Annotated in this window: 18 protein-coding genes; 9 read left to right on the forward strand and 9 right to left on the reverse strand. The window is 66.1% G+C overall.

All coding sequences use genetic code 11. The annotated features are described in order from the left end of the window. Positions 1-293: 293 nt before the first annotated feature. Positions 294-1,931, reverse strand: a complete 1,638-nt coding sequence (locus D3F03_RS04965; protein WP_119108187.1) for a sigma 54-interacting transcriptional regulator — start codon at positions 1,929-1,931, stop codon at positions 294-296. Between the two features lie 179 nt (positions 1,932-2,110). Here D3F03_RS04965 and D3F03_RS04970 point away from each other — a divergent pair, with 179 nt between their 5' ends. After that, positions 2,111-2,488 carry a hypothetical protein gene (locus tag D3F03_RS04970; RefSeq protein WP_119108188.1) on the forward strand — a complete coding sequence of 126 codons (378 nt, stop codon included), beginning with the start codon at positions 2,111-2,113 and terminating at the stop codon, positions 2,486-2,488. A gap of 20 nt (positions 2,489-2,508) precedes the next feature. Beyond that, positions 2,509-3,780 (forward strand): GTPase, encoded by a 1,272-nt coding sequence (locus tag D3F03_RS04975; RefSeq protein ID WP_147414700.1) that lies wholly within the window; start codon positions 2,509-2,511, stop codon positions 3,778-3,780. Positions 3,781-4,164: 384 nt separating this feature from the next. Here D3F03_RS04975 and D3F03_RS04980 read toward each other — a convergent pair whose 3' ends face one another. Then, complete coding sequence (locus D3F03_RS04980) at positions 4,165-5,100, reverse strand: NAD-dependent epimerase/dehydratase family protein (RefSeq protein ID WP_119108190.1); 936 nt, start codon at positions 5,098-5,100, stop codon at positions 4,165-4,167. Between the two features lie 41 nt (positions 5,101-5,141). Here D3F03_RS04980 and D3F03_RS04985 point away from each other — a divergent pair, with 41 nt between their 5' ends. Together D3F03_RS04985 and D3F03_RS04990 are read left to right on the forward strand one after the other, a co-directional pair. Continuing rightward, complete coding sequence (locus D3F03_RS04985; protein ID WP_119108191.1) at positions 5,142-6,203, forward strand: CDP-6-deoxy-delta-3,4-glucoseen reductase; 1,062 nt, start codon at positions 5,142-5,144, stop codon at positions 6,201-6,203. Positions 6,204-6,272: 69 nt separating this feature from the next. Beyond that, positions 6,273-7,247, forward strand: coding sequence for a Bug family tripartite tricarboxylate transporter substrate binding protein (locus D3F03_RS04990; RefSeq protein ID WP_119108192.1), 975 nt, complete (start codon positions 6,273-6,275; stop codon positions 7,245-7,247). Between the two features lie 81 nt (positions 7,248-7,328). Here D3F03_RS04990 and D3F03_RS04995 read toward each other — a convergent pair whose 3' ends face one another. After that, positions 7,329-7,925, reverse strand: a complete 597-nt coding sequence (locus D3F03_RS04995; RefSeq protein WP_119108193.1) for a 2-hydroxychromene-2-carboxylate isomerase — start codon at positions 7,923-7,925, stop codon at positions 7,329-7,331. A gap of 31 nt (positions 7,926-7,956) precedes the next feature. Further along, the gene (locus tag D3F03_RS05000) at positions 7,957-8,703 is read right to left on the reverse strand and encodes an SDR family oxidoreductase (RefSeq protein WP_119108194.1); all 747 of its coding nucleotides are present in this window, start codon (positions 8,701-8,703) and stop codon (positions 7,957-7,959) included. A gap of 77 nt (positions 8,704-8,780) precedes the next feature. Between D3F03_RS05000 and D3F03_RS05005 the strand changes: the two genes are divergently transcribed. Further along, a complete protein-coding gene (locus D3F03_RS05005) occupies positions 8,781-9,353 on the forward strand; it encodes a TetR/AcrR family transcriptional regulator (RefSeq protein ID WP_119108195.1) in 573 nt (190 codons plus the stop codon). Between the two features lie 421 nt (positions 9,354-9,774). Here the strand turns inward: D3F03_RS05005 and folK are convergent, their stop codons facing one another. From folK to hda, 4 genes are read right to left on the reverse strand one after another with little or no spacing between them, the layout of a single operon-like run. Beyond that, a complete protein-coding gene (folK, locus tag D3F03_RS05010) occupies positions 9,775-10,269 on the reverse strand; it encodes a 2-amino-4-hydroxy-6-hydroxymethyldihydropteridine diphosphokinase (RefSeq protein WP_425453071.1) in 495 nt (164 codons plus the stop codon). Between the two features lie 12 nt (positions 10,270-10,281). Continuing rightward, on the reverse strand, positions 10,282-11,886 hold the full coding sequence (gene pcnB / locus D3F03_RS05015; protein WP_119108196.1) for a polynucleotide adenylyltransferase PcnB: 1,605 nt from the start codon (positions 11,884-11,886) through the stop codon (positions 10,282-10,284). A 16-nt stretch (positions 11,887-11,902) separates the two neighbouring features. After that, positions 11,903-12,610, reverse strand: coding sequence for an HAD family hydrolase (locus D3F03_RS05020; RefSeq protein ID WP_119108197.1), 708 nt, complete (start codon positions 12,608-12,610; stop codon positions 11,903-11,905). After that, positions 12,611-13,300 carry a DnaA regulatory inactivator Hda gene (gene hda / locus D3F03_RS05025; RefSeq protein WP_119108198.1) on the reverse strand — a complete coding sequence of 230 codons (690 nt, stop codon included), beginning with the start codon at positions 13,298-13,300 and terminating at the stop codon, positions 12,611-12,613. Between the two features lie 364 nt (positions 13,301-13,664). Between hda and purM the strand changes: the two genes are divergently transcribed. The 4 genes from purM to D3F03_RS05045 all read left to right on the forward strand — a co-directional run bounded on the left by purM (position 13,665) and on the right by D3F03_RS05045 (position 17,524). Further along, positions 13,665-14,747, forward strand: coding sequence for a phosphoribosylformylglycinamidine cyclo-ligase (gene purM / locus D3F03_RS05030; RefSeq protein WP_119108199.1), 1,083 nt, complete (start codon positions 13,665-13,667; stop codon positions 14,745-14,747). Continuing rightward, positions 14,744-15,829, forward strand: coding sequence for an AI-2E family transporter (locus D3F03_RS05035; RefSeq protein ID WP_425453072.1), 1,086 nt, complete (start codon positions 14,744-14,746; stop codon positions 15,827-15,829). The genes purM and D3F03_RS05035 overlap by 4 nt, the downstream gene beginning before the upstream one ends. A 127-nt stretch (positions 15,830-15,956) precedes the next feature. Further along, positions 15,957-16,529, forward strand: coding sequence for a cysteine hydrolase family protein (locus D3F03_RS05040; RefSeq protein ID WP_119108200.1), 573 nt, complete (start codon positions 15,957-15,959; stop codon positions 16,527-16,529). Continuing rightward, positions 16,526-17,524 (forward strand): GlxA family transcriptional regulator, encoded by a 999-nt coding sequence (locus tag D3F03_RS05045; RefSeq protein WP_119108201.1) that lies wholly within the window; start codon positions 16,526-16,528, stop codon positions 17,522-17,524. The genes D3F03_RS05040 and D3F03_RS05045 overlap by 4 nt, the downstream gene beginning before the upstream one ends. Positions 17,525-17,593: 69 nt before the next feature. On the opposite strand, the gene D3F03_RS05050 is transcribed toward D3F03_RS05045, so the two are convergent. Next, a complete protein-coding gene (locus D3F03_RS05050; protein ID WP_119108202.1) occupies positions 17,594-18,676 on the reverse strand; it encodes an extracellular catalytic domain type 1 short-chain-length polyhydroxyalkanoate depolymerase in 1,083 nt (360 codons plus the stop codon). Positions 18,677-18,689: the final 13 nt, after the last annotated feature.

The raw sequence follows: 18,689 nt of genomic DNA on the forward strand, positions 1-18,689 counted from the left end.
TGTGACTGCTGCCGCCGATATCAGACTTTGACCTGCTATCTGGCCAGACGTCCGCTGTTCGCCTCAAACCAGAAACTGGCTGGATCGCAGTGCGCCAGACAATCTGAACGATAGCTCTCGTAAGCTGCGAATTGGTGCTGCCTACCCGTTGCTGTCGTGCCAGCTTCCACCGGCAATGCTTGCTGTGCAGCGAACTCTGCCGGTCAGTGCCAGCGGAGTGGTCAACCTTATCCGGCACAGGTGGTCAGTTCAGGCGGTATCAACACTCGGGCGACAGGGCCGGACGTGCCGCATCATCGACCGTCGTCGGCGACGTCCTTGAGAAGCGCTTGCGCTTTGCGGCTGGCCCATTTCCCCAGATCTAGGTGGACCTTGTTCGTTCGTAGGAATTTCTTCAACGCTGGCGGAGACTTCTTCTTATAGACGGCAAGCCTGCTTTGGATGGCGCTCACGTTGAATTCGTTTGCTACGAGCAGTGCTTCAATTTCCCTAGCAATTCGAGCCTGTGTCGCGTCACTCGCCGTGACTTCGATTCGAGTGTCTTCCAGAGGCACGCCGATGGCAGCCTGGAAGGTGCTTACCCAGTCTGTGGAACCGGTGCGGTCGTATTCAAGGAATGCATCGAAGCAGACACGCTCGAACTCCCGCAAGTTGCCGGGCCAGTCATAGGCCTCAAGCACACCAAACGCTTTACGGTCGATAGAGGGAAGGATGCTTGCGACAAGCCGTGTCTTAAGATCGTCCTCTGCGATGGCGAGGCGCCCCGCTTGGAACTCGATTGCAGGAGCGCTTCGCCATCTATGCAGCCGCAACAAGCGAATGAGCAGGTCGCCTTCAGTGCCCGCGCGCAAACGCTGCGCAAGGGGCTTCAGCTCCATCCTCGCGCGGATGCGATAGGCCAAGTCCTTGCGCAACCGGCCCTTCGCTAGCAGCGAGGCCTCGGATTCGTTGGTTGCCATGATGACCCGGACGCGAAAGCGCTTGCGTTCCTTGCCTTGGGCGGCGATTGGTTCCACTTCGACCGTGTCGGACACAGGGCTGAGCAGGTCCAGCAATTGCACCTGGAAGTCCATTGGTGCCGCCTGGATTTCATCGAGAAATAGGGTGCCACCGTTGGCTAGCTCGAACCATCCTTTTTGATCCGTCTTGGCGTCGGTGAAGGAGCCCTTGAGATAGCCGCGCAGGCGCGCCTCCAGCAGACTGGGCGAGACCGCAGCGATGTTCACGGATTTGAAGTCCCCCGACCGCCCTGTTTGCGCTCGCAACTTCTCGTGCAGCGCACGAGCCAGTTCGCTCTTTCCGGCGCCCGTCTCACCAATGAGCAACCGGGGACCTTCCTTGGGGGAGTGATCGTTGGGCGTGACGGACGTCAGCTGGGACATTACCTGACGCATCAGTTCGTCGAAGGCTTGGTCCGAAGTATCGACAGCATCATCAGAAACGCAGGAGCGAAGGCGGATGAACGATACGGAGTTGTCTTCAAGCAGGCGAGGCCTCTCCGCCAGTTCTCTGGCGATCTTGGCGGCAGGCAGTGTTTCGGAGGTGGACGTCTGCAAGAAGCCGATAACCGAACGGCGGGCTACGATTTCGCCCGCGAGCCTTATCAGCGGCGCCAACTCCTTGATCGAATCTAACTCAGGTTGATCAACCAACTGGGCGGGCTCCATGGTGAGCAACTGGTTCACCAGCTCAGGCCAAGTCTTGCCTGGAAGCTTCTCAGGTCTTCCTTGCAGCGCGCGCAGGCGTCCAATGACAGACTGATTCGTCTGCTGAACCAGCCGCCACTCTTCCCCGCGTGCCTGGTCGATCCAGCCCGATATGAGCGCCTCATCCGCCGACATCACGGCCGCGTGCACCCAGACCCCGTCGCGGCGCCGGGCTGGCGCATCCCGCATTCCCACGACGATGAAACGCTGCGACAGAATATTCATGTTTTCATTGATGAAGCAAATTTCAATTTCAATGATAAGACGAAATTAAATATATGGATTAAATCCCAAGTCATTGATTCATATAGAAGTCGTACACTGGAATGGCCCTGGCACAGTTCATGCGGAGTAGTTGGCGTGCATGTCGATGGTCGGCATGCCGCAACCCAGGAGATATATCTATGCAATCCAGTCTGTCCATCAACCGCGCCATTGACATCAACAAGCTGTTGGCATTCCTACGCGCAGGTGCGCCGGCTACCTTCCAGGTGAAGGAGGAATTGAGGGATCTAGTGATCAATGCCCTGAAGGAGTTCGCGCGCAGCCACCGCATCACGGTACGCTACGTGGAACCGGGCCGAGAGACGCTCATCATCTGCTCGGCGGCCGGCTTGATGGCAGGTGCTGGTGCGGGAGCGGCGCTCGCAGGTATCGCGGGTGCGCTGGCCGGTGCCGGCTTAGGTCTCGCCGTTGGCTACGCTTGCGCCCACGTGAGCGTGAGCATCAGCCCTCTTGCCCACGGCCAGCTTGGCTTCACCGTCGATACCCTCCGTGCTTGAACCGCTTCCAGGACACTGTCATGACCACCCAGAAAAAACTGTCGCTCGTCGACGTAATCCATCGCACTGCGAACCATGCCGTCGAGGACGTCCTGCCGCTGCTGAAGTACCTCGACTTCAAGCCCGAGGCCAGCGACCTTACCTCGCGCTCTGCAGCACAGCAGATCGCCGACCACCTGCGCCGCATGGGCAGCAATGACATCGCGAGTCTTTTCCGAGGCGGCGATGGCGTGTCCTACGCGGAAGTGGTTTGCGACGTGGGCGAGAAGCTAAAGGCCAAGGACATATCGTCGTCGAACACGGTGGAGCGCAACGAAGAGCTAGTCATCGAAAAGGTCTTCGCCGACACGCTCGACTCGATGACTGCTGAGGAAAAGCGCGTCCTGTTCCGCTCAATGAACCTCGACGTCAAGGACGTGCCGTACGCCGCGAGTGCCGCCGTGCTGATGCCCATCCTGCTGCGTCAACTCGGTGGCTTCGCTACATACAGGTTCGCAGTTATCACCGCGAATATGGTGTCGCGAGCCTTGTTGGGAAGCGGCCTGAGCTTTGCCACGAATGCCGTCATCACCCGGTCCATCGGTACGCTGCTAGGCCCTATTGGTTGGATCGCCTCAGGCGCTTGGCTGGCGGTTGACCTCGCCGGACCGGCGTTCCGAAAGACGGTGCCAGCCGTCCTTTACACGGCAACACTGCGCCTCGCGCTGGCCAACCGGCTGAGCATCGGCGTCGTTGGAGACGGCTCGACCGGCAAGGACACGCTGATCGAGAAGGTTTTCGGCATACCGACCAATGCGGATCCCGTCGCCGGCTCCACCTCTGAGGCGATGCGCTATGCACTAGGCGGCGGTGGCGACGCCTTCGTCACCAACTATCCCGGTTTCAACGACTATCGGGCTAGGGTGAATGCCTCGACCGACGATGCGCTCCACCATACAGATGTCTTCCTGCTTGTCATGGATGCCACTCGCGGCGTTTCAGGCACAGACGTTGCGCTGTGCGAGAAGGTTCGGGCGTTCGGCAAGCCCGTACTTGTGTGCCTGAACAAGTGGGACCTCATCCGTACCGAGAAGGACGGCATTTCCCTGATGGATGCCGCGCGTAAGCGCTTGAAGATTGAGCGTATTCAAGGTCCCGACGTGCCCGCCCAGGAAGCGGAACTTGTGCTCTGCGCGCTGGACCCGCTGCCGGCCCTCGGTATCGAGTCGCTAGGAGCCAGCGAGGTCCGCGAATGGGTCAAGGCGAAATTGCAGACGGCAGGCAAGAACGAGAGCCTCTTGGACGAGTTTTGACGAGGCGCCGGGGGTGCGCAACGCGCGGCGGCTCAAGCCCATTGTTGCCCGATCGGCAGCGCCGCCCAACCCGGCTTAGGGTTCATCACCCAGTAGGACTTGTTCCCTGTGTCAGTCTTTACTCGCAGCAGATCCGAACGGCGAAGTCAAGGGCTGATGGTGCGCCCGGCGGTAATGGTCTAGAGCGTCCACGCGACGAGCCGCAAAACAGCGCTTATGAACGACCGCTTGGTGCCAGTCACCGTGAGTATGCCGAGCGGTGGCCACCGGCAGCACTCGCTGCATAGCGAACGTTCCGGTCTGTCCCCATGCCTCAGGCTTTAATACGCTGTCTCGGACATTAATGGCAAGGAACAATAGTCCAAGGGTGCCCATGGGGCATTGCTACGCGTTCGCTGCCCGCAGGCCCTGCTCCACCGTCGGGTAGGCCAGCCGCAGACCCAGTTCGCACGCCATGCGCGTGGTGTCGAGACGGCGCGATTCGCTCATGAAGCTCATCTGCATCGCACCCAACTGCTCGGCCATCTCGCTGCGCGCGATGCGCGGCGGGCGCGGCAGGCCGTACAGGTCGGCGGCCAGGTCGAAGTAGTCGCCCATGGGCAACTGGCTTTCGTCGCTCAGGTTGTAGATGCGCTGCGGCGCGCCGCGCCACAGGGCCGCCAGGCAGGCGCGCGCCAGGTCGTCGGCGTGGATATGGTTGGTGACCACGTCGTCCTGCGCCCGCAGTACCGGCGTGCCCCGGCGCAGGCGCGCCTCCGGCGTGCCGCCCGCGCGGTCTGGTGCGTAAATACCCGGCACGCGCAGCACGCTGGCACGCACCCCGGCGCGCCCAAAGCGGCGCACGCTTTGCTCGGCGTGCACGCGGCGCCGGGCGCGGGCGGTCGCCGGCGCCACGGCGCGCGTCTCGGCCACCCAGGCGCCGCCGCAGTCGCCGTACACGCCACTGGTCGAGGCGTACACCAAAGTTTTGGGCAGTGTGCGCAGGCGCAAGGCGGCGAGCAGTGCTGCCGTACGCGGGTCGGTGGCACCGGATTGCGGCGGCGGAGCCAGGTGCAGCACATGCGTGGCCACGCCCGCGAGGCGGCGCAGCGTGGCGGGGGCATCGAGGTTGCCCAGCAGCGGCTCGGCGCCCAGTGCGCGCAGCTCGGCCACGCGCTCGGCGCTCGATGTCAGCGCCAGCACGCGCAGGCGCGGGGGGTTGTCGCCTTGCGAGAGCGCACGCAGCACGCGCACGCCCACGTCGCCGCAGCCGACGATGAGCAGCCTGGGGCGGCGAAAGCGCGCGGGCAGCGCGCCGGAGGGGTTTTGGTTTGAGGGCAAAATCGAACGGCTCTTTGCAGAACCTTGAGGATACCCAAAGCATGACCAGCGCCGCGCCCGCAGCACCACCCTTTCAGATTTCCGTGCTGCCGAGTGGCCGCGCCTTTGCCGCCGAAGCGAACGAACCCATGCTGACGGCCGCCATCCGTGCCGGTGTTGGCCTGCCTTACGGCTGCAAGGACGGCGCCTGCGGCTCCTGCAAGTGCAAGAAAATATCGGGCACCGTGGTGCACGGCGAGCACCAGGAAAAAGCCCTGAGCGCGGCGGAAGAAGCCGCCGGCTTCGTGCTCACCTGCTGCAGCGTGGCGCACAGCGACGTGGTGCTCGAATCGCGCCAGGTGACCGACGAAGGCGCTTTCCCCATCCGCAAGCTCCCGGTGCGCATTGCCGCGCTGGAGCAGCTCTCGCACGACGTGATGCGCCTGCGCCTGCAACTGCCAGCGACCGAAGCCTTCCGCTACCACGCCGGCCAATATGTCGAATTCATTCTGCAAGGCGGTGTGCGGCGTTCGTACTCGATCGCCAACGCGCCGCACACGCAGGAAGCCGTGGGCGGCGTGGAACTGCACCTGCGCCACATGCCCGGCGGAAAATTCACCGACCATGTGTTTGCCGGCATGAAAGAGCGCGACATCCTGCGCATCGAAGGGCCGTATGGCAGCTTCTACTTGCGTGAAGATTCCGACAAACCCATCGTCCTGCTCGCCTCGGGCACCGGCTTTGCGCCCGTCAAGGCGCTGATCGAGCAATTGCAAAAGAGCGGCAGCACCCGGCCCGTGGCGCTGTACTGGGGCGGGCGACGCCCGCGCGACCTGTACATGGACGCCTGGGTGCAAGAGCGTCTGGCCGAGCTGCCGCAACTGCGCTACATCCCGGTCGTCTCCGATGCCCTGCCGGAAGACGGCTGGAGCGGCCGCACCGGCTTTGTGCACCAGGCCGTGCTCGACGACTTTGCCGACCTCTCGGGCCACCAGGTGTATGCCTGCGGCGCGCCCATCGTCGTGGACAGCGCGCGCGACGCCTATTGCGGCCAGCGGGGCCTGCCAGCGGAAGAGTATTTCGCTGACGCGTTCACTTCGGAGGCCGACAAGCACGGCGCTTGAAAACGGCCCCTGCCGTCCCGGCGGTGGGAGCGGACAGCGTGCGCAGGGCATTTTTTGCACAATAGCGCCATGAAACTCCGCACTCTCCTCCTTGCCAGCGCTGCCGCAGCCGCGCTGTTTGCCACCGGCGCGCAGGCGCAAGACGCGTCGCACCCGATTCGCCTCATCGTCCCCTACGGCCCCGGCGGCCCGGTGGACGTCACGGCACGGGTACTGGCCGAAGGCGTCAAAGATGCCCTTGGTACGGTGATCGTCGAGAACAAGCCCGGCGCAGGCGGCAACATCGGCGCCGACATCGTCGCCAAGGCCGCGCCCGACGGCAACACCATCGGCATCGCCGCCACCGCCACGCATGCCGTGAACCCCTGGCTGTTCAAACGCATGCCCTACAACGCCGCCAAGGATTTCGCTGGCATTACCCAGATGGTGCGCATCCCCAACGTGCTCGTGGTGAATGCCAACATCGCCAAGCAGCGCCATATCGCCACCCTGGCCGACCTGATTGCCTACGCCCGTGCCAACCCCGGCAAACTCAACTATGGCAGCGGCGGCAACGGCAGTGCCGGCCACCTGGCGGGTGAAATGTTCAAGCAGCAGGCGGGCATCTTTGGCGTGCACATCCCCTACAACGGCGGCAAACCGGCGCAGCTTGCCCTGCTCTCGGGCCAGGTCGATTTCAACTTTGACAACCTCGCCACCGCGGCACCCAACATCCAAAGCGGCAAGCTCCTGGCATTGGCCGTGACGAGCGCCCAGGCAAGCCCTGCCCTGCCCGGTGTGCCACCCGTGGCCGACACGTTCAAAGGTTTTGAAATCGACACCTGGTGGGGCCTGGTGGCGCCCGCGGGCACACCCAAGCCTGTCCTCGACAAGCTGAACAAGGCGTTTGTCGCCGCGCTGAACGCGCCAGAAACCAAGACCCGCTTTGGCCATTTGCTGGCCGAACCTGTGCCAACCACGCCCGAGCGGTTCGACAGCTTCATGGCGGCCGAGCGCGCCAAGTACAAGACGCTGGTGAAGGCGTCGGGCGCCACGGTGGATTGACCAACAGCCGCTCCATTTTTTAGATCAAAACGGCTGCTAGCGCTTATTGGACAAGCGCTAGCAGCTATTTTTTTGGAAGCATCAGGCGCGCGCCAGCGCCTGCGCGACCTGATCCAGCCGGTCCTGCCCCCAAAACAGCTCATCGCCCACGAAAAAGCTCGGCACACCGAAGACCCCGCGCGCGATCGCATGGCTGGTGTTGTCCTTCAGCCGGTCTTTCACCGCTTGCTGGCCGATCTGGGCCATGGCCTCTGCCGCATCGAACCCCGCCGCCGTGAGCACGGCCGCCACCTCGGCCGGGTCGCCCATATTGCGCGGCTCGCCAAACATGGCGTGGTACATCGCCTGCATATAGCGCTGGAAGGGCTCGTCGCCCTGCATCTGCATGGCGACGGCGCCGCGCATCAACGCCAGCGTGTGGATGGGGAACGCCGGGTTGCTGGCGATCTGCAGGCCCCAGGCCTGCGCCCAGCGCGCCAGGTCAATGTCCAGATAGCGCGCCTTGGCCGGCACCTCCGCCGGGCTGGCATTGCCCGTGGCCTGAAAGATACCGCCCAGCAGCACCGGCGTATAGACGGTGCGGGCGCCCTGCGCTGCTGCCACCTTGGGCAACTGGTGCCAAGCCAGGTAGCTGTAGGGGCTGCCCAGGTCGAACAGGAATTCAACGGTTTTGGTCATGGGGGTCCTTGGGTGAGATCGGGGCAGCGGGCTACCAGCGCTCCATCCACGGGCGCAGGTCGAGTTCGTGGGTCCAGGCGTCGCGCGGCTGGGCGTGCAAATGCCAGTAGTTGTCGGCAATGTGCTCGGGGTTGAGGATGCCGTCCTGGTCCTTCAGCGCATAGCGCTCGGGGAAGCTCTCGCGGATGAAATCGGTGTCGATGGCGCCGTCGACCACCACATGCGCCACATGGATGTTCTTCGGCCCCAGCTCGCGCGCCATGCTCTGCGCCAGCGCGCGCAGCGCATGCTTGGCGCCGGCGAAAGCGGCAAAGTTGGCCGAGCCGCGCAGCCCCGCCGTGGCGCCCGTGAACAAAATCGTGCCGCGCCCGCGCGCCACCATGCGCCGCGCCACCTCGCGCCCGGCGAGGAAGCCGCCGAAGCAGGCCATCTCCCAAATCTTGAAGTATTTGCGCGCTGTTTCGTCCAGGATGCTGCACGGCACGTTGGCACCGATGTTGAACACCATCACCTCGATCGGGCCGACTTCGCGCTCGATGGTGTCCACCAGCGCCACCACCTCGTCCTCCTTGCGCGCATCGGAGGCAAAGCCACGCGCCTGGCCACCCAAGCGGGTAATCTCATCGACCAACGGCACCAACTTGTCGGCGCTGCGGCGGGTAACACAGGCCACCAGGCCTTCGCGCGCAAAGCGCTTGGCGATGGCGCCACCCGTGGCGTCGCCCGCGCCCACGATGAGGGCTGCGGGGCGCAGCGGCAGTTGAGTCTCTGTGTTCATAGTGGCCTAGGTTTAAGATAACGGTCGTTATCGTAACGATCGTTATGCCACACTGCAAGCGTTTTTAAGGCACCCCCATGCGCTACCCCACCACCCACAAACAAGACACCCGCGCCCGCCTGCTCAAGACCACGGGCGCGTTGGCCAAGCGCCAGGGCTTTGCCGGCACCGGCGTCGACAGCCTGATGGCCGCCGCCGGCCTGACCTCGGGGGCGTTCTATTCGCACTTTCGCTCCAAGAGCGAACTGCTCGAAGCCATCGTGCACAACGAATTGCAGCGCTCGGGCAAGCTGTTCCACGGCAAATCGCGCAAGCAGTTGCTGCGCATCGTCGAGGGGTATCTCAGCCCCGCCCACATCGAGCAACCAGAGACGGGTTGCGCCATCCCCGCGCTGGCGGGCGAGGTCGCGCGCGCCAACGACGCGACCCGGCTGGCGTTTGAGCAGGGCGTGGTAACCCTCAAGGACAGCATGGCGACCGCGACGGGCCGCGAGGCCGAGGCTTGGTCGGTGGTGGCGCAGTTGGTGGGGGCTGTGGCACTGGCGCGGGCGATGCCGTCGGCGGAGGTGCGGGAGGCGTTGCTGGAGGGAGTGTTGGGGAGTGTGCGGGAGCAGCTTGGGGCAGCAGATCTTTCTGGTGAAGCAACATGACAATCCGACGGGTGTCTTAGCTTGCTGGCTACCTTGGACGCCGTGTAGCAAGACGCGGGATAGAGGTGGGCATGGGCACTCGCGCTGTGCTTGGCCCGTAAAGTCAATGGCGCTGGCTGGTTGCGTCTGACCGTGAAACCTTGGCGAAGGCACGCCGTCAAAAGGACGGAATTGAGTGCATCTGACGCAGCGCCCACCATTCCGGGATCGGGGTCTGAGCACGCTTTTCGCTGGGCGAAATCGTGATCCGACCCCAATGCCTGCGCCGTCCAGGCTCCCACCCTTGGCAAGGGCCGGCTGCCAAAAATGCGGGCACACCCGCCGTGCACCCGCCCGTGCAGCGAAGCATAAAAATACACAGTGAAATTGGCCTCTATCGCTTATGGGATAAGCGCCTACAGCTATATATTTCGAACTAATTTCAAACGAGGATATTGCCCCAATCGGCCCCGCCCCACCGCTCGATGGCCTGCCCCGCTACCCCCGCCAGCCACTCCGGCGCCACCCGCTCCGGCGCGAGTTCCGCCAGGGGCAGCAGCACGAAGGCGCGTTCGTGCAGGCGCGGGTGCGGCAAGGTGAGCCCGGCGCTCTCCAGGCTCACATCGCCGTAGAACAGGATGTCCAGGTCCAGCGTGCGCGGCGCGTTGCGGTAGGGGCGCTCGCGGCCCGCTGCCTGCTCCAGCGTTTGCAGGGCTTCCAGCAAGGCCTGGGGCGTGAGGAAGGTGCTGACTTCCGCGACGGCGTTCAAGTAGTCCGGCCCACCCGCATCCACCGGCGCACTGCGGTAGAGCGAGGACACGCGCAGCACGCGCGTACCGGGCAAAGCGCCAAGGCCTGTAAGGGCGCTGCGCAGCGCGGCGGCGCGCTCACCGAGATTGGCGCCAAGGCCAATCCAGGCGGTGGTTTGCACTGTCACGGCAAGCCGAAGTCATTCGTCGCCGTGGGGCGCCGCGTCGCTGTGCGATTGGCCCGCCGGCGCTTCCCCGCCACCACCCGTGGGCTTGCGGCGGCGGCGGCGGCGCTTCTTGGGCGCGCCGGTTTCGGCGCCTTCCGCGCGCTCGGCCAATTCTGGCAAGACATCGCCGCTGCCAGCCGGAGCGGCCGCCGCTTCGCGCGGCACGCGCCGTGCTGCGGGCGCTGCGGAACGGGTACGGGGCTTTTGCTCTTCCCGTGCCTGCTCCATGAGATCTTCACGGCGGAATTCGTCGGCGGTGCTGTACTCCTGCCACCAGCTGGCCAGGGCTTCATCCACCTCGCCGATGTCGGCGCGCAGGCGCATGAAGTCGAAGCCGGCGCGAAAGCGCAGTTGCGCCACCATGCTTTCGGGCACGCGGCCGGTGCGCTTTTCGAAGCGCGGCTGCATGACCCAGATTTCGCGCATGTCGGCGGCGAGCTTGCCGCGGCCGGAGACATCGCCGATGCGGCGCTCGAACACGCCATCAATAGCATCCTGCAAGGCCGGTAGCGCGTGTTCGCCCTTGGCCAGGTGCCGCTCCCAGCCCGATTTGACGTCCTGCCACAGCACGCAGGCCAGCAGAAAGCTGGGCGCCACGGGTTTGCCTTCCTTGACGCGGCGGTCGGTGTCGGTCAGGGCCGCCAGGACGAAGGGCGTATCGGCGCGCTCGACCACCACGTCCAGCAGCGGGTAGATGCCCTTGGCCAGGCCCAGCTTCTTGAGCTGCTCGATGGTGGCGATGGCATGCCCCGTCTGCAGGAGCTTGAGCATTTCATCGAACATGCGGCTTTGCGGCACGTCGGCAAGCAGTTGCTGCGATTGCACCAACGGCGCAGCGGTCTTGGGTTCGAGCGTGAAGCCCAAGGCGGCCAGCTTGGCCACGAAACGCACGGCACGGATGATGCGCACCGGGTCTTCGCGGTAGCGCGTGGCCGGGTCGCCGATCATGCGCAGCGTTTTCTTCTTGGCGTCCTCGATGCCGTGGTGGTAGTCGACCACGATCTGGCTTTCGGGGTCGTAGTACATCGCGTTCAGGGTGAAGTCGCGCCGTGTGGCGTCTTCGTCCTGCGGGCCCCAGACGTTGTCGCGCAGCACGCGGCCCGTCGAATCCACCGCGTGCTGCATGCCCGCCAGGGCGGCGCGCGAGGTTTTCTCATTGCCGGCGACCTGCTCGGCCGCCGCGTTGTCGAGGTAGGCGCGGAAGGTGGAGACCTCAATCACCTCGTTCTCGCGCCCGCGCCCGTGCACCACATGCACGATGCGAAAGCGGCGTCCGATGATGAAGGCGCGGCGGAACAGGCCTTTGACCTGTTCGGGCGTGGCGTTGGTGGCGACGTCGAAATCCTTGGGTTTGAGACCCAACAACATATCGCGCACCGCGCCGCCGACGATGTAGGCCTCGAAACCGGCCTGCTGCAGCGTGCGCACCACGTCGATGGCGCGGCGGTCCACGCGCGCCGGGTCGATGCCGTGCACCGAGGCGGGCACCTCGACGCGCTTGCCGTAGGGGTGTGCCGGGCGCTTGCGCGCGCCGGAGCCGGCCTTGGAGAGCAGCTTGTCGATGAAATTCTTGATCATGGTTTTAGGGGACTTTTCAGCCCTGGGGAAACAGGTCCAGGATGCGCCAGCCGCGCTGCGCCGCAAGGGCGCGCAGGCGCGCGTCGGGGTTGGTGGCGATGGGTACGTTCACGCGCTCGAGCAGCGGCAGGTCGTTGGTGGAATCGCTGTAGAAGGTGCTGTGCACCGCGTCCCACGAGAGGTCCCGCGCCGCCAGCCATTGTTCCATGCGCCGCACCTTGCCCTCTCGCATCGAGGGAACGCCGCGAATCTCGCCGGTGAACCAGCCACCCGCATCGCGTTCGAGCTCTACGGCCAGCAGGTGCGGCACGCCGAGCAACTGGGCAATCGGGCGGGTGACGAATTCATTGGTCGCGGTAATGATGATGGGCGTGTCGCCGGCGTCCCGGTGGGCACGAATCAGGTCGAGCGCTGCCGGACGAATCGCCGGCTGCACGACTTCGCGCAGGAACTGCGCATGCGCCTCGGCGGCCGCCTCGGCCCCGCGCAGGCGCAGCGCTTCGGTGGCAAAGCGCACGTAATCGTGCACGTCGAGCGTGCCGGCCTGGTAGTGGGCGTAAAACTCGGCGTTGCGGCGGCCGAACTCTGCCGGGTCGGTCCAGCCGATGCGCTGGGTGAATTCGCCCCACTCGTAATCCGAGTCGATGGGCAGCAGCGTGTGGTCGAGGTCGAACAGGGCCAACCGGGGTTTCTCGGATGCAATGGCAGACACGGGTGCAGTCATTTATTCAGAATCCAGCATGTCCTTGAGCAGCGGCACCGTGATGGCGCGCTGCTTGCGCAAGGCGTGGCGGTCAAGGCGGTCGAGCAGTTGCATCAGGCTGCCCAAGTCGCGCGAAAAGCGGCTGAGCATGAAATCCATGACCTCATCGCTCAGAAACAGCCCGCGCGCATCGGCATGCTGGCGCAGCACCGAGCGGCGCTCGGTCTCGCCCAGCAGTTGCAACTGAAACACATGGCCCCAGGCCAGGCGCGTGCGCAGGTCGTCGCGCAGTGGCAGGTCGGCAGGCGGCACGCTGCCAGCGGCCAGCACCCAGCGCGGCGCGCCGGTGGCGGGGCTCAGCGCGTTGACGAACCAATTGAATGCGGCCGCCTGCTGGCCCGTGCTGTAGAGCTGCACATCGTCGAGCAGCACGGCGTGCCAGCGCTCGTCAAAGGCGGGCGGGTGATCGGTCGTGGCATCGCACCAGCCACACAGCACACCCTGCTCGCGCAGCGCCTCGCGCACCGCACGCAGCAAATGGGTCTTGCCGGTGCCGGCCTCGCCCCACAGGTAGGTGGGCACGGGCGAGCGCGCACTGCCGCCCTCGACGGCCATGCGCAGATGCTGCAAGGCTGCGGCATTCGGCCCGCCAAAAAAGCTGCCCAGCGTGGGCAGCGGCGCCAAACCAATGTCAAGCGCCAGTTGCTTCATGCAGAGCAGCCGCTGCACACGGCACGCCGCTGGCCGCGCCGGGACGGCGCCCAGGCGAGAACAGAAGGAGTGAAGCGAGAGAGGCTGGATTTCACAAAAAAGGAGGTTGAAGCTCGCTGCGGCGTCTTGCGGCGGCGCATCTGCGCATCTGCGCGCCTGCGTGGGCGCCAAGGGCCCAAGGTGACCGTGTGTGCCGTGACCGTGCGTGCCGCAAAAACCTGCATTTTAATGTGCCCGCGCACTGCGCAAGCCTGCAGTCTGGCCGATGGCGGGCGCGCACCTAAGCCCCGGAGTTGCCCGTCGCCTAAAATCCGCCCCATTGCGCGCCCCGCGCGCCCCTCTTTGCAGCCACCAGCCCTTTCCCATGAGTTCCTCCACCCCTTCCAACACCAGCTCGCCCATTTCCTACAAGGACGCGGGGGTGGACATCGTCGCCGGCGACGCGCTGGTGGACCGCATCAAGCCGCTGGCCAAGAAAACCATGCGGGACGGCGTGCTCGCCGGTATCGGCGGCTTCGGCGCCCTGTTCGAGGTGCCCAAGCGCTACCAGGAGCCGGTGCTGGTCTCGGGCACCGACGGCGTGGGCACCAAGCTCAAGCTGGCGTTTGAATGGAACATGCACGACACCGTGGGCATCGACCTGGTGGCCATGAGCGTCAACGACGTGCTGGTGCAAGGCGCCGAGCCCTTGTTCTTCCTCGACTACTTCGCCTGCGGCAAGCTGGATGTGGACACCGCCGCCGCCGTGGTGGGCGGCATTGCCCGCGGCTGCGAACTCTCGGGCTGCGCGCTGATTGGCGGCGAGACCGCCGAAATGCCCGGCATGTACCCCGCCGGCGAGTACGACCTGGCCGGTTTTGCCGTCGGCGCGGTCGAAAAATCGAAAATCCTCACCGGCGCCAGCGTGCAGGCCGGCGACGTGGTGCTGGGTCTGGCATCCAGCGGCGTGCATTCGAACGGCTTCAGCCTGGTGCGCAAATGCATTGCGCGCGCTGAAAGCACAGGCAAAGTGCCCACCACCCTCGACGGCAAGCCGTTTCGCGCCGCGCTGATGGAGCCCACGCGCCTGTACGTCAAATCCGTGCTGGCGGCCCTCGCCGCGCACCCGGTCGCGGACGGCGGCAGCCGCGGCATCAAGGCGCTGGCGCACATCACCGGCGGCGGCTTGCTGGAGAACATTCCCCGCGTGCTGCCGGACGACCTGGCCGCGCACCTTAAGCCAGGCAGTTGGCCGCAAACCGAGCTGTTTGCCTGGCTGCAGGCCACGGCGGCCATTTCCGACGAGGAAATGAACCGCACCTTCAACAACGGCATCGGGATGGTGCTGGTCGTCGCGCCGCAAGACGCGCAGGCCGTCACCAGCTTGCTGGCCAGCGCCGGCGAGGCGGTGCACCGCCTGGGCCAGATTGCGCCGCGCGGCGACGGCGCGGCTGTCGTCGTGGCGTGAGCAAGACCCCACCCGCTTCGCCGGCGCCGCTGCGCCACCCGTTGCGCGTGCCAGGGCAGGTGCCGCTGCCGCGCGGCGTGGCGCTGGCCAGCTACCTGTTGGTGGCTGGCGGCTTGCTGCTCGTCATGCGGCACGGGCTGTTGCCAGGGCTGCTGTGCCTGTGCCTGGCGTTCATTGCCACGCGGGCGCTCACGCGCTGGCTGGTGCCGCTGTGGCCCGGTGCTGCCGCCTCGCCAGCACCTGCGCGCGGCGCCCAGATCGTGGCGGCAACGCTCGTCGTGCTGCTGCCTGTGGGGCTGCTGGCGTTTGCCGTGACGCATTCGCGCGGCTATGTGGTCGAAGCGCCGCTGCAGTACCGGGAATTGCTCGACTACATGGCGCGCACCGTGCTGGAGCTGCGCGTCAAGCTCCCGCCCGACATGGCGGCCCACCTGCCCGACGGCGCCGACGCCATCCAGCGCACCATTGCCAGCTACCTGGCGGCCAAGGCCGGCGCGCTCGCCATGGCGGGGCGCGCCTGGCTGGGCGGCCTGCTCTATGCCTACGTGGGGCTGCTGATCGGCGCGCTTGCCGCCGTGCGCACCGTCGCCCCCAGAAGCGGCCCACTGGCGCTGGCACTGGCCAAGCGCTTGCGGGTGTTTGCCGAGGCGTTCCGCCAGATCGTCGCGGCGCAGATCTGGATTGCCGCCTTCAACACCACGCTTACCGCCATTTTTCTGCTGTTCCTGATGCCGCTGTGGGGCGAGCGCCTGCCCTACACGCCGGCACTGATCACCCTGACCTTCGTGGCCGGGCTGGTGCCCATCGTCGGCAACCTGCTGTGCAACAGCGTCATCACCATCGTGGCCCTCTCCGTCTCGCCCCAGGCTGCCGCCGCCTGCCTGGCGTTTCTGGTGCTGATCCACAAGGCCGAATATGTAATCAACGCCCGTGTGGTCGGCCAACGCACGCAGATCGGCGTCTGGGAGCTGCTCACGGTGATGTTCGTTGCCGAAGCCGTCTTCGGCCCGGCAGGTCTGGTGGCGGCGCCGCTGTTTTATGCCTACCTGAAGAAAGAGCTGGCGGCGGCGGCTCTGGTGTAGCCGCCCCTTCGGACTGCGTAGAAAATAGTCTGAAATTGATCGGAAAATGTCCGGGTAGACAATAGCGCCCAGGGGCTAGCGCAGGCACCATAAGCGCTGCAATCTTCACCAGCCCAAGGACATTGTCATGAAAACCTGTCTCATTGTGATCGACGTGCAAGAGTCGTTTCGCCACCGTCCCTATTTCACGGACGCCGATATGCCGGCCTACCTGCAGGCACAGAACGCACTGATTGCGGGCGCTGGCGCGCTGGGCCTGCCCATCGTGCGCGTGCTGCACAGCGACGGCCCGCCGAGCGCCGACAACCCGTTCGCGCAAGCCTCCGGCCTGGTGCGCCCGCTCGATGGGCTGGCCGACTTCACCGCCGCCGCCAGCTTCACCAAGTCGCGCCACAGCGCGCTGGTGGGCACGGGCCTGGACGTGTGGCTGACGCAAAACGGCATCGGCCGCCTGATCGTCAGCGGCATTCGCACCGAGCAGTGCTGCGAGACCACCACGCGCCACGCCAGCGATCTGGGCTGGCAGGTCGATTTCGTGCCCGACGCCACGCTCACCTGGGACATGGTTCAGCCCGATGGCCAGCCGCTCACGGCCCGCGACATCAAGGCGCGCACGGCGACCGTGCTCACCGGGCGCTTTGCACGCATCTGCACAGTGGACGAAGCCCTCTCCCAAGCCCGTACGCACGCCCTGCCATGAAGCCCCCGGCCCCGGCGCCTGTTCACGTCTGGTTTGCCCTGCTGCCCGGCAGCCTGGCTCTGGACTGGGCCGGGCCGGCCGAGGCCTTGCGCTCGGCCAATGCGCAATTGGTGGCCGCCGGCCAAGCCGAGCGCTTCGTGCTGCACTTTGCCGCCCCCTCGCCAGTGGTGGCCAGTTCGGTCGGTGTGCAGCTCGCCGGGCTTGTGCCCTTGCCGGGCGAACTGCCGGCGCCCTCGTGGGTCATCGTCGTCGGGATGGCGGGCGGCGACCTCGATGTCTCTGGCGACGACGCGCAGCAGTTGCTGCACTGGCTGCGCGGCCTGCGCTTGCGCCAGGGCCAGCTCGAACTGCTCACCGTCTGCGCCGGCGCCGTGCTGGCGGCGCACGCCGGGCTGCTCGCCGGGCGCCGCGCCACCACGCACCACCAGCACCTGGAGGAACTCGCCCGAACCGAACCGCGCTGCGACGTGGTCGCCAACCGGGTGTTCGTGGCCGATGGCGCGCTCTACAGCAGCGCTGGCGTCAGTACGGGCATGGACCTGGTGCTGCACCGCATCGCCCAGATCTGCGGCCCGGCCGTCGCGGCGCAGGTGGCGCAAACGCTGGTACTGGCACTGCGGCGCGGGCCGGACGACCCGCAGATTTCACCCTTCATGGCCAACCGCAACCATTTGCACGCCGGCGTGCACCGGGTGCAGGACGCGGTGTGCGCCGCGCCGCAGGCCACCTGGAGCGTGCCGGCGATGGCGGACATCGCCCACACCTCGCCGCGCCACCTCACGCGCCTGTTCCTTGAACACGCCGAGATTGCCCCGCTGGCCTGGCTGCGCCGCATCCGGCTGGCACGGGCGGAGGCGCTTTTGCACGCCGGCCAGAACGTCACACAAGCCGCCGAAGGCGCCGGGTTTGCGTCAGACACCCAATTGCGCCGCGCCTGGCGCCAGTTCGGCCGACCGGGGTCGCCGGCACATCCGCCGGCCAGCTCGGCCGCATGATCCAGAGATTTCTATAATTTTGATAGCTAGATAGGCTTACGGGTATTGCGGTAAAGGCCAATTTATCTGCTATTTGTCAACGAACTGGCGCGCCATGAAGGCCCAGATCAACGCCGTGGCATCCGGCCCGCTGGGGTCGCTGTAGGCGGCGCTCGCGGTGCCGCCGCTCCAGGCATGGCCGAGGCCCTCGATCTCGCGCAGCACCACTTGCACTTTGCCGCGTGCACGCCACTCGGTCACGCGCATGGCGCGCCGGGCACCGCGCTGCTGCACGCGCACGGGACCTGGCTGCGCGCCCAGTGCGTGTGCCCACCAGGCGGCGGTGCGGCGCGCGCTCTGCAGCGCCACCACGCCGTCGGCATCACCGTGCAAAAGCAGCAGCGGCGGCGGCGCGATGGCGGCAGATCCGGCGTCGGCAGCGGCCAACCCCTGCGGCTCGCGCTCACCCCGCATCGCCGCCAACGCCGTGGCGGTGGACTCTGCGCTGCCCGGCGGCGCACCGGAATGCATCGCCACCGCACAAAAGCGCTGCGGCGCCAGCAGTGCCATCTGCCCCGCCATGCTGGCGCCCGCCGAGAGCCCGGCAACGCCAATGCGCGCCGGATGCACCGGGTAGCGCTGCGCCACCTGGTCGATAGCGGCAAGCAGCGTCGCCGCCTCGGCGTCCGCCCGGCCATTGCGGCGTGCGAACCAGTTCCAGCAGCCCTGGACGTTCGCCATCCGTTCCTGCTCGGGGTAGAGCACCAGAAAGCGCTCGCGCGCCGCGCGCTGGTTCATGCGCGTGCTGGCGGCAAAGCCGTGGGCCGTTTGCCCGCAGCCGTGCAGCATCACCAGCAGCGGAAGGCGCGTGCGGCTGGTACGGCTGACACCCGGCGGCACGTAAAGCTGGTAGCGCCGCGCGCCCGCCGGGCCGGGCGCGATGCCGGCCAGCCACTGGCCCAGCGCTGGTTTTGTGCTGATCGCGCGGACGGTTTTGCGCGCTGGCTGGCGCGCTCGAAGCGCCAGCGGCCCGGCAAGCGCCGACACGCGCTTGGGGCGACGCTTGGTTTTTGCCGCAGGCAGCGTTTGCAGGGCGCGCGCCATCGCGCGCAGGTTGCGCTGGTAGGCGCGCGTGAACGCTCCCAGCAAGGGCATCTTGGGGCGACGGGCCATCAATCTCCAGACA

This window comes from Simplicispira hankyongi (assembly GCF_003570885.1).
In the GTDB taxonomy this organism is placed as follows: domain Bacteria; phylum Pseudomonadota; class Gammaproteobacteria; order Burkholderiales; family Burkholderiaceae_C; genus Simplicispira; species Simplicispira hankyongi.

What these genes read in the sequence shown, in the direction of transcription:
- hda (WP_119108198.1), bottom strand. Translation starts at nt 13,300, where the DNA reads ATGAAGCAACTGGCGCTTGACATTGGTTTGGCGCCGCTGCCCACGCTG.
- D3F03_RS05000 (WP_119108194.1), bottom strand. Translation starts at nt 8,703, where the DNA reads ATGAACACAGAGACTCAACTGCCGCTGCGCCCCGCAGCCCTCATCGTG.
- D3F03_RS04990 (WP_119108192.1), top strand. Translation starts at nt 6,273, where the DNA reads ATGAAACTCCGCACTCTCCTCCTTGCCAGCGCTGCCGCAGCCGCGCTG.
- D3F03_RS05005 (WP_119108195.1), top strand. Translation starts at nt 8,781, where the DNA reads ATGCGCTACCCCACCACCCACAAACAAGACACCCGCGCCCGCCTGCTC.
- D3F03_RS05050 (WP_119108202.1), bottom strand. Translation starts at nt 18,676, where the DNA reads ATGGCCCGTCGCCCCAAGATGCCCTTGCTGGGAGCGTTCACGCGCGCC.
- D3F03_RS05040 (WP_119108200.1), top strand. Translation starts at nt 15,957, where the DNA reads ATGAAAACCTGTCTCATTGTGATCGACGTGCAAGAGTCGTTTCGCCAC.
- D3F03_RS05020 (WP_119108197.1), bottom strand. Translation starts at nt 12,610, where the DNA reads ATGACTGCACCCGTGTCTGCCATTGCATCCGAGAAACCCCGGTTGGCC.
- D3F03_RS04965 (WP_119108187.1), bottom strand. Translation starts at nt 1,931, where the DNA reads ATGAATATTCTGTCGCAGCGTTTCATCGTCGTGGGAATGCGGGATGCG.
- D3F03_RS05045 (WP_119108201.1), top strand. Translation starts at nt 16,526, where the DNA reads ATGAAGCCCCCGGCCCCGGCGCCTGTTCACGTCTGGTTTGCCCTGCTG.
- pcnB (WP_119108196.1), bottom strand. Translation starts at nt 11,886, where the DNA reads ATGATCAAGAATTTCATCGACAAGCTGCTCTCCAAGGCCGGCTCCGGC.
- purM (WP_119108199.1), top strand. Translation starts at nt 13,665, where the DNA reads ATGAGTTCCTCCACCCCTTCCAACACCAGCTCGCCCATTTCCTACAAG.
- D3F03_RS04975 (WP_147414700.1), top strand. Translation starts at nt 2,509, where the DNA reads ATGACCACCCAGAAAAAACTGTCGCTCGTCGACGTAATCCATCGCACT.
- D3F03_RS04970 (WP_119108188.1), top strand. Translation starts at nt 2,111, where the DNA reads ATGCAATCCAGTCTGTCCATCAACCGCGCCATTGACATCAACAAGCTG.
- D3F03_RS04995 (WP_119108193.1), bottom strand. Translation starts at nt 7,925, where the DNA reads ATGACCAAAACCGTTGAATTCCTGTTCGACCTGGGCAGCCCCTACAGC.
- D3F03_RS04985 (WP_119108191.1), top strand. Translation starts at nt 5,142, where the DNA reads ATGACCAGCGCCGCGCCCGCAGCACCACCCTTTCAGATTTCCGTGCTG.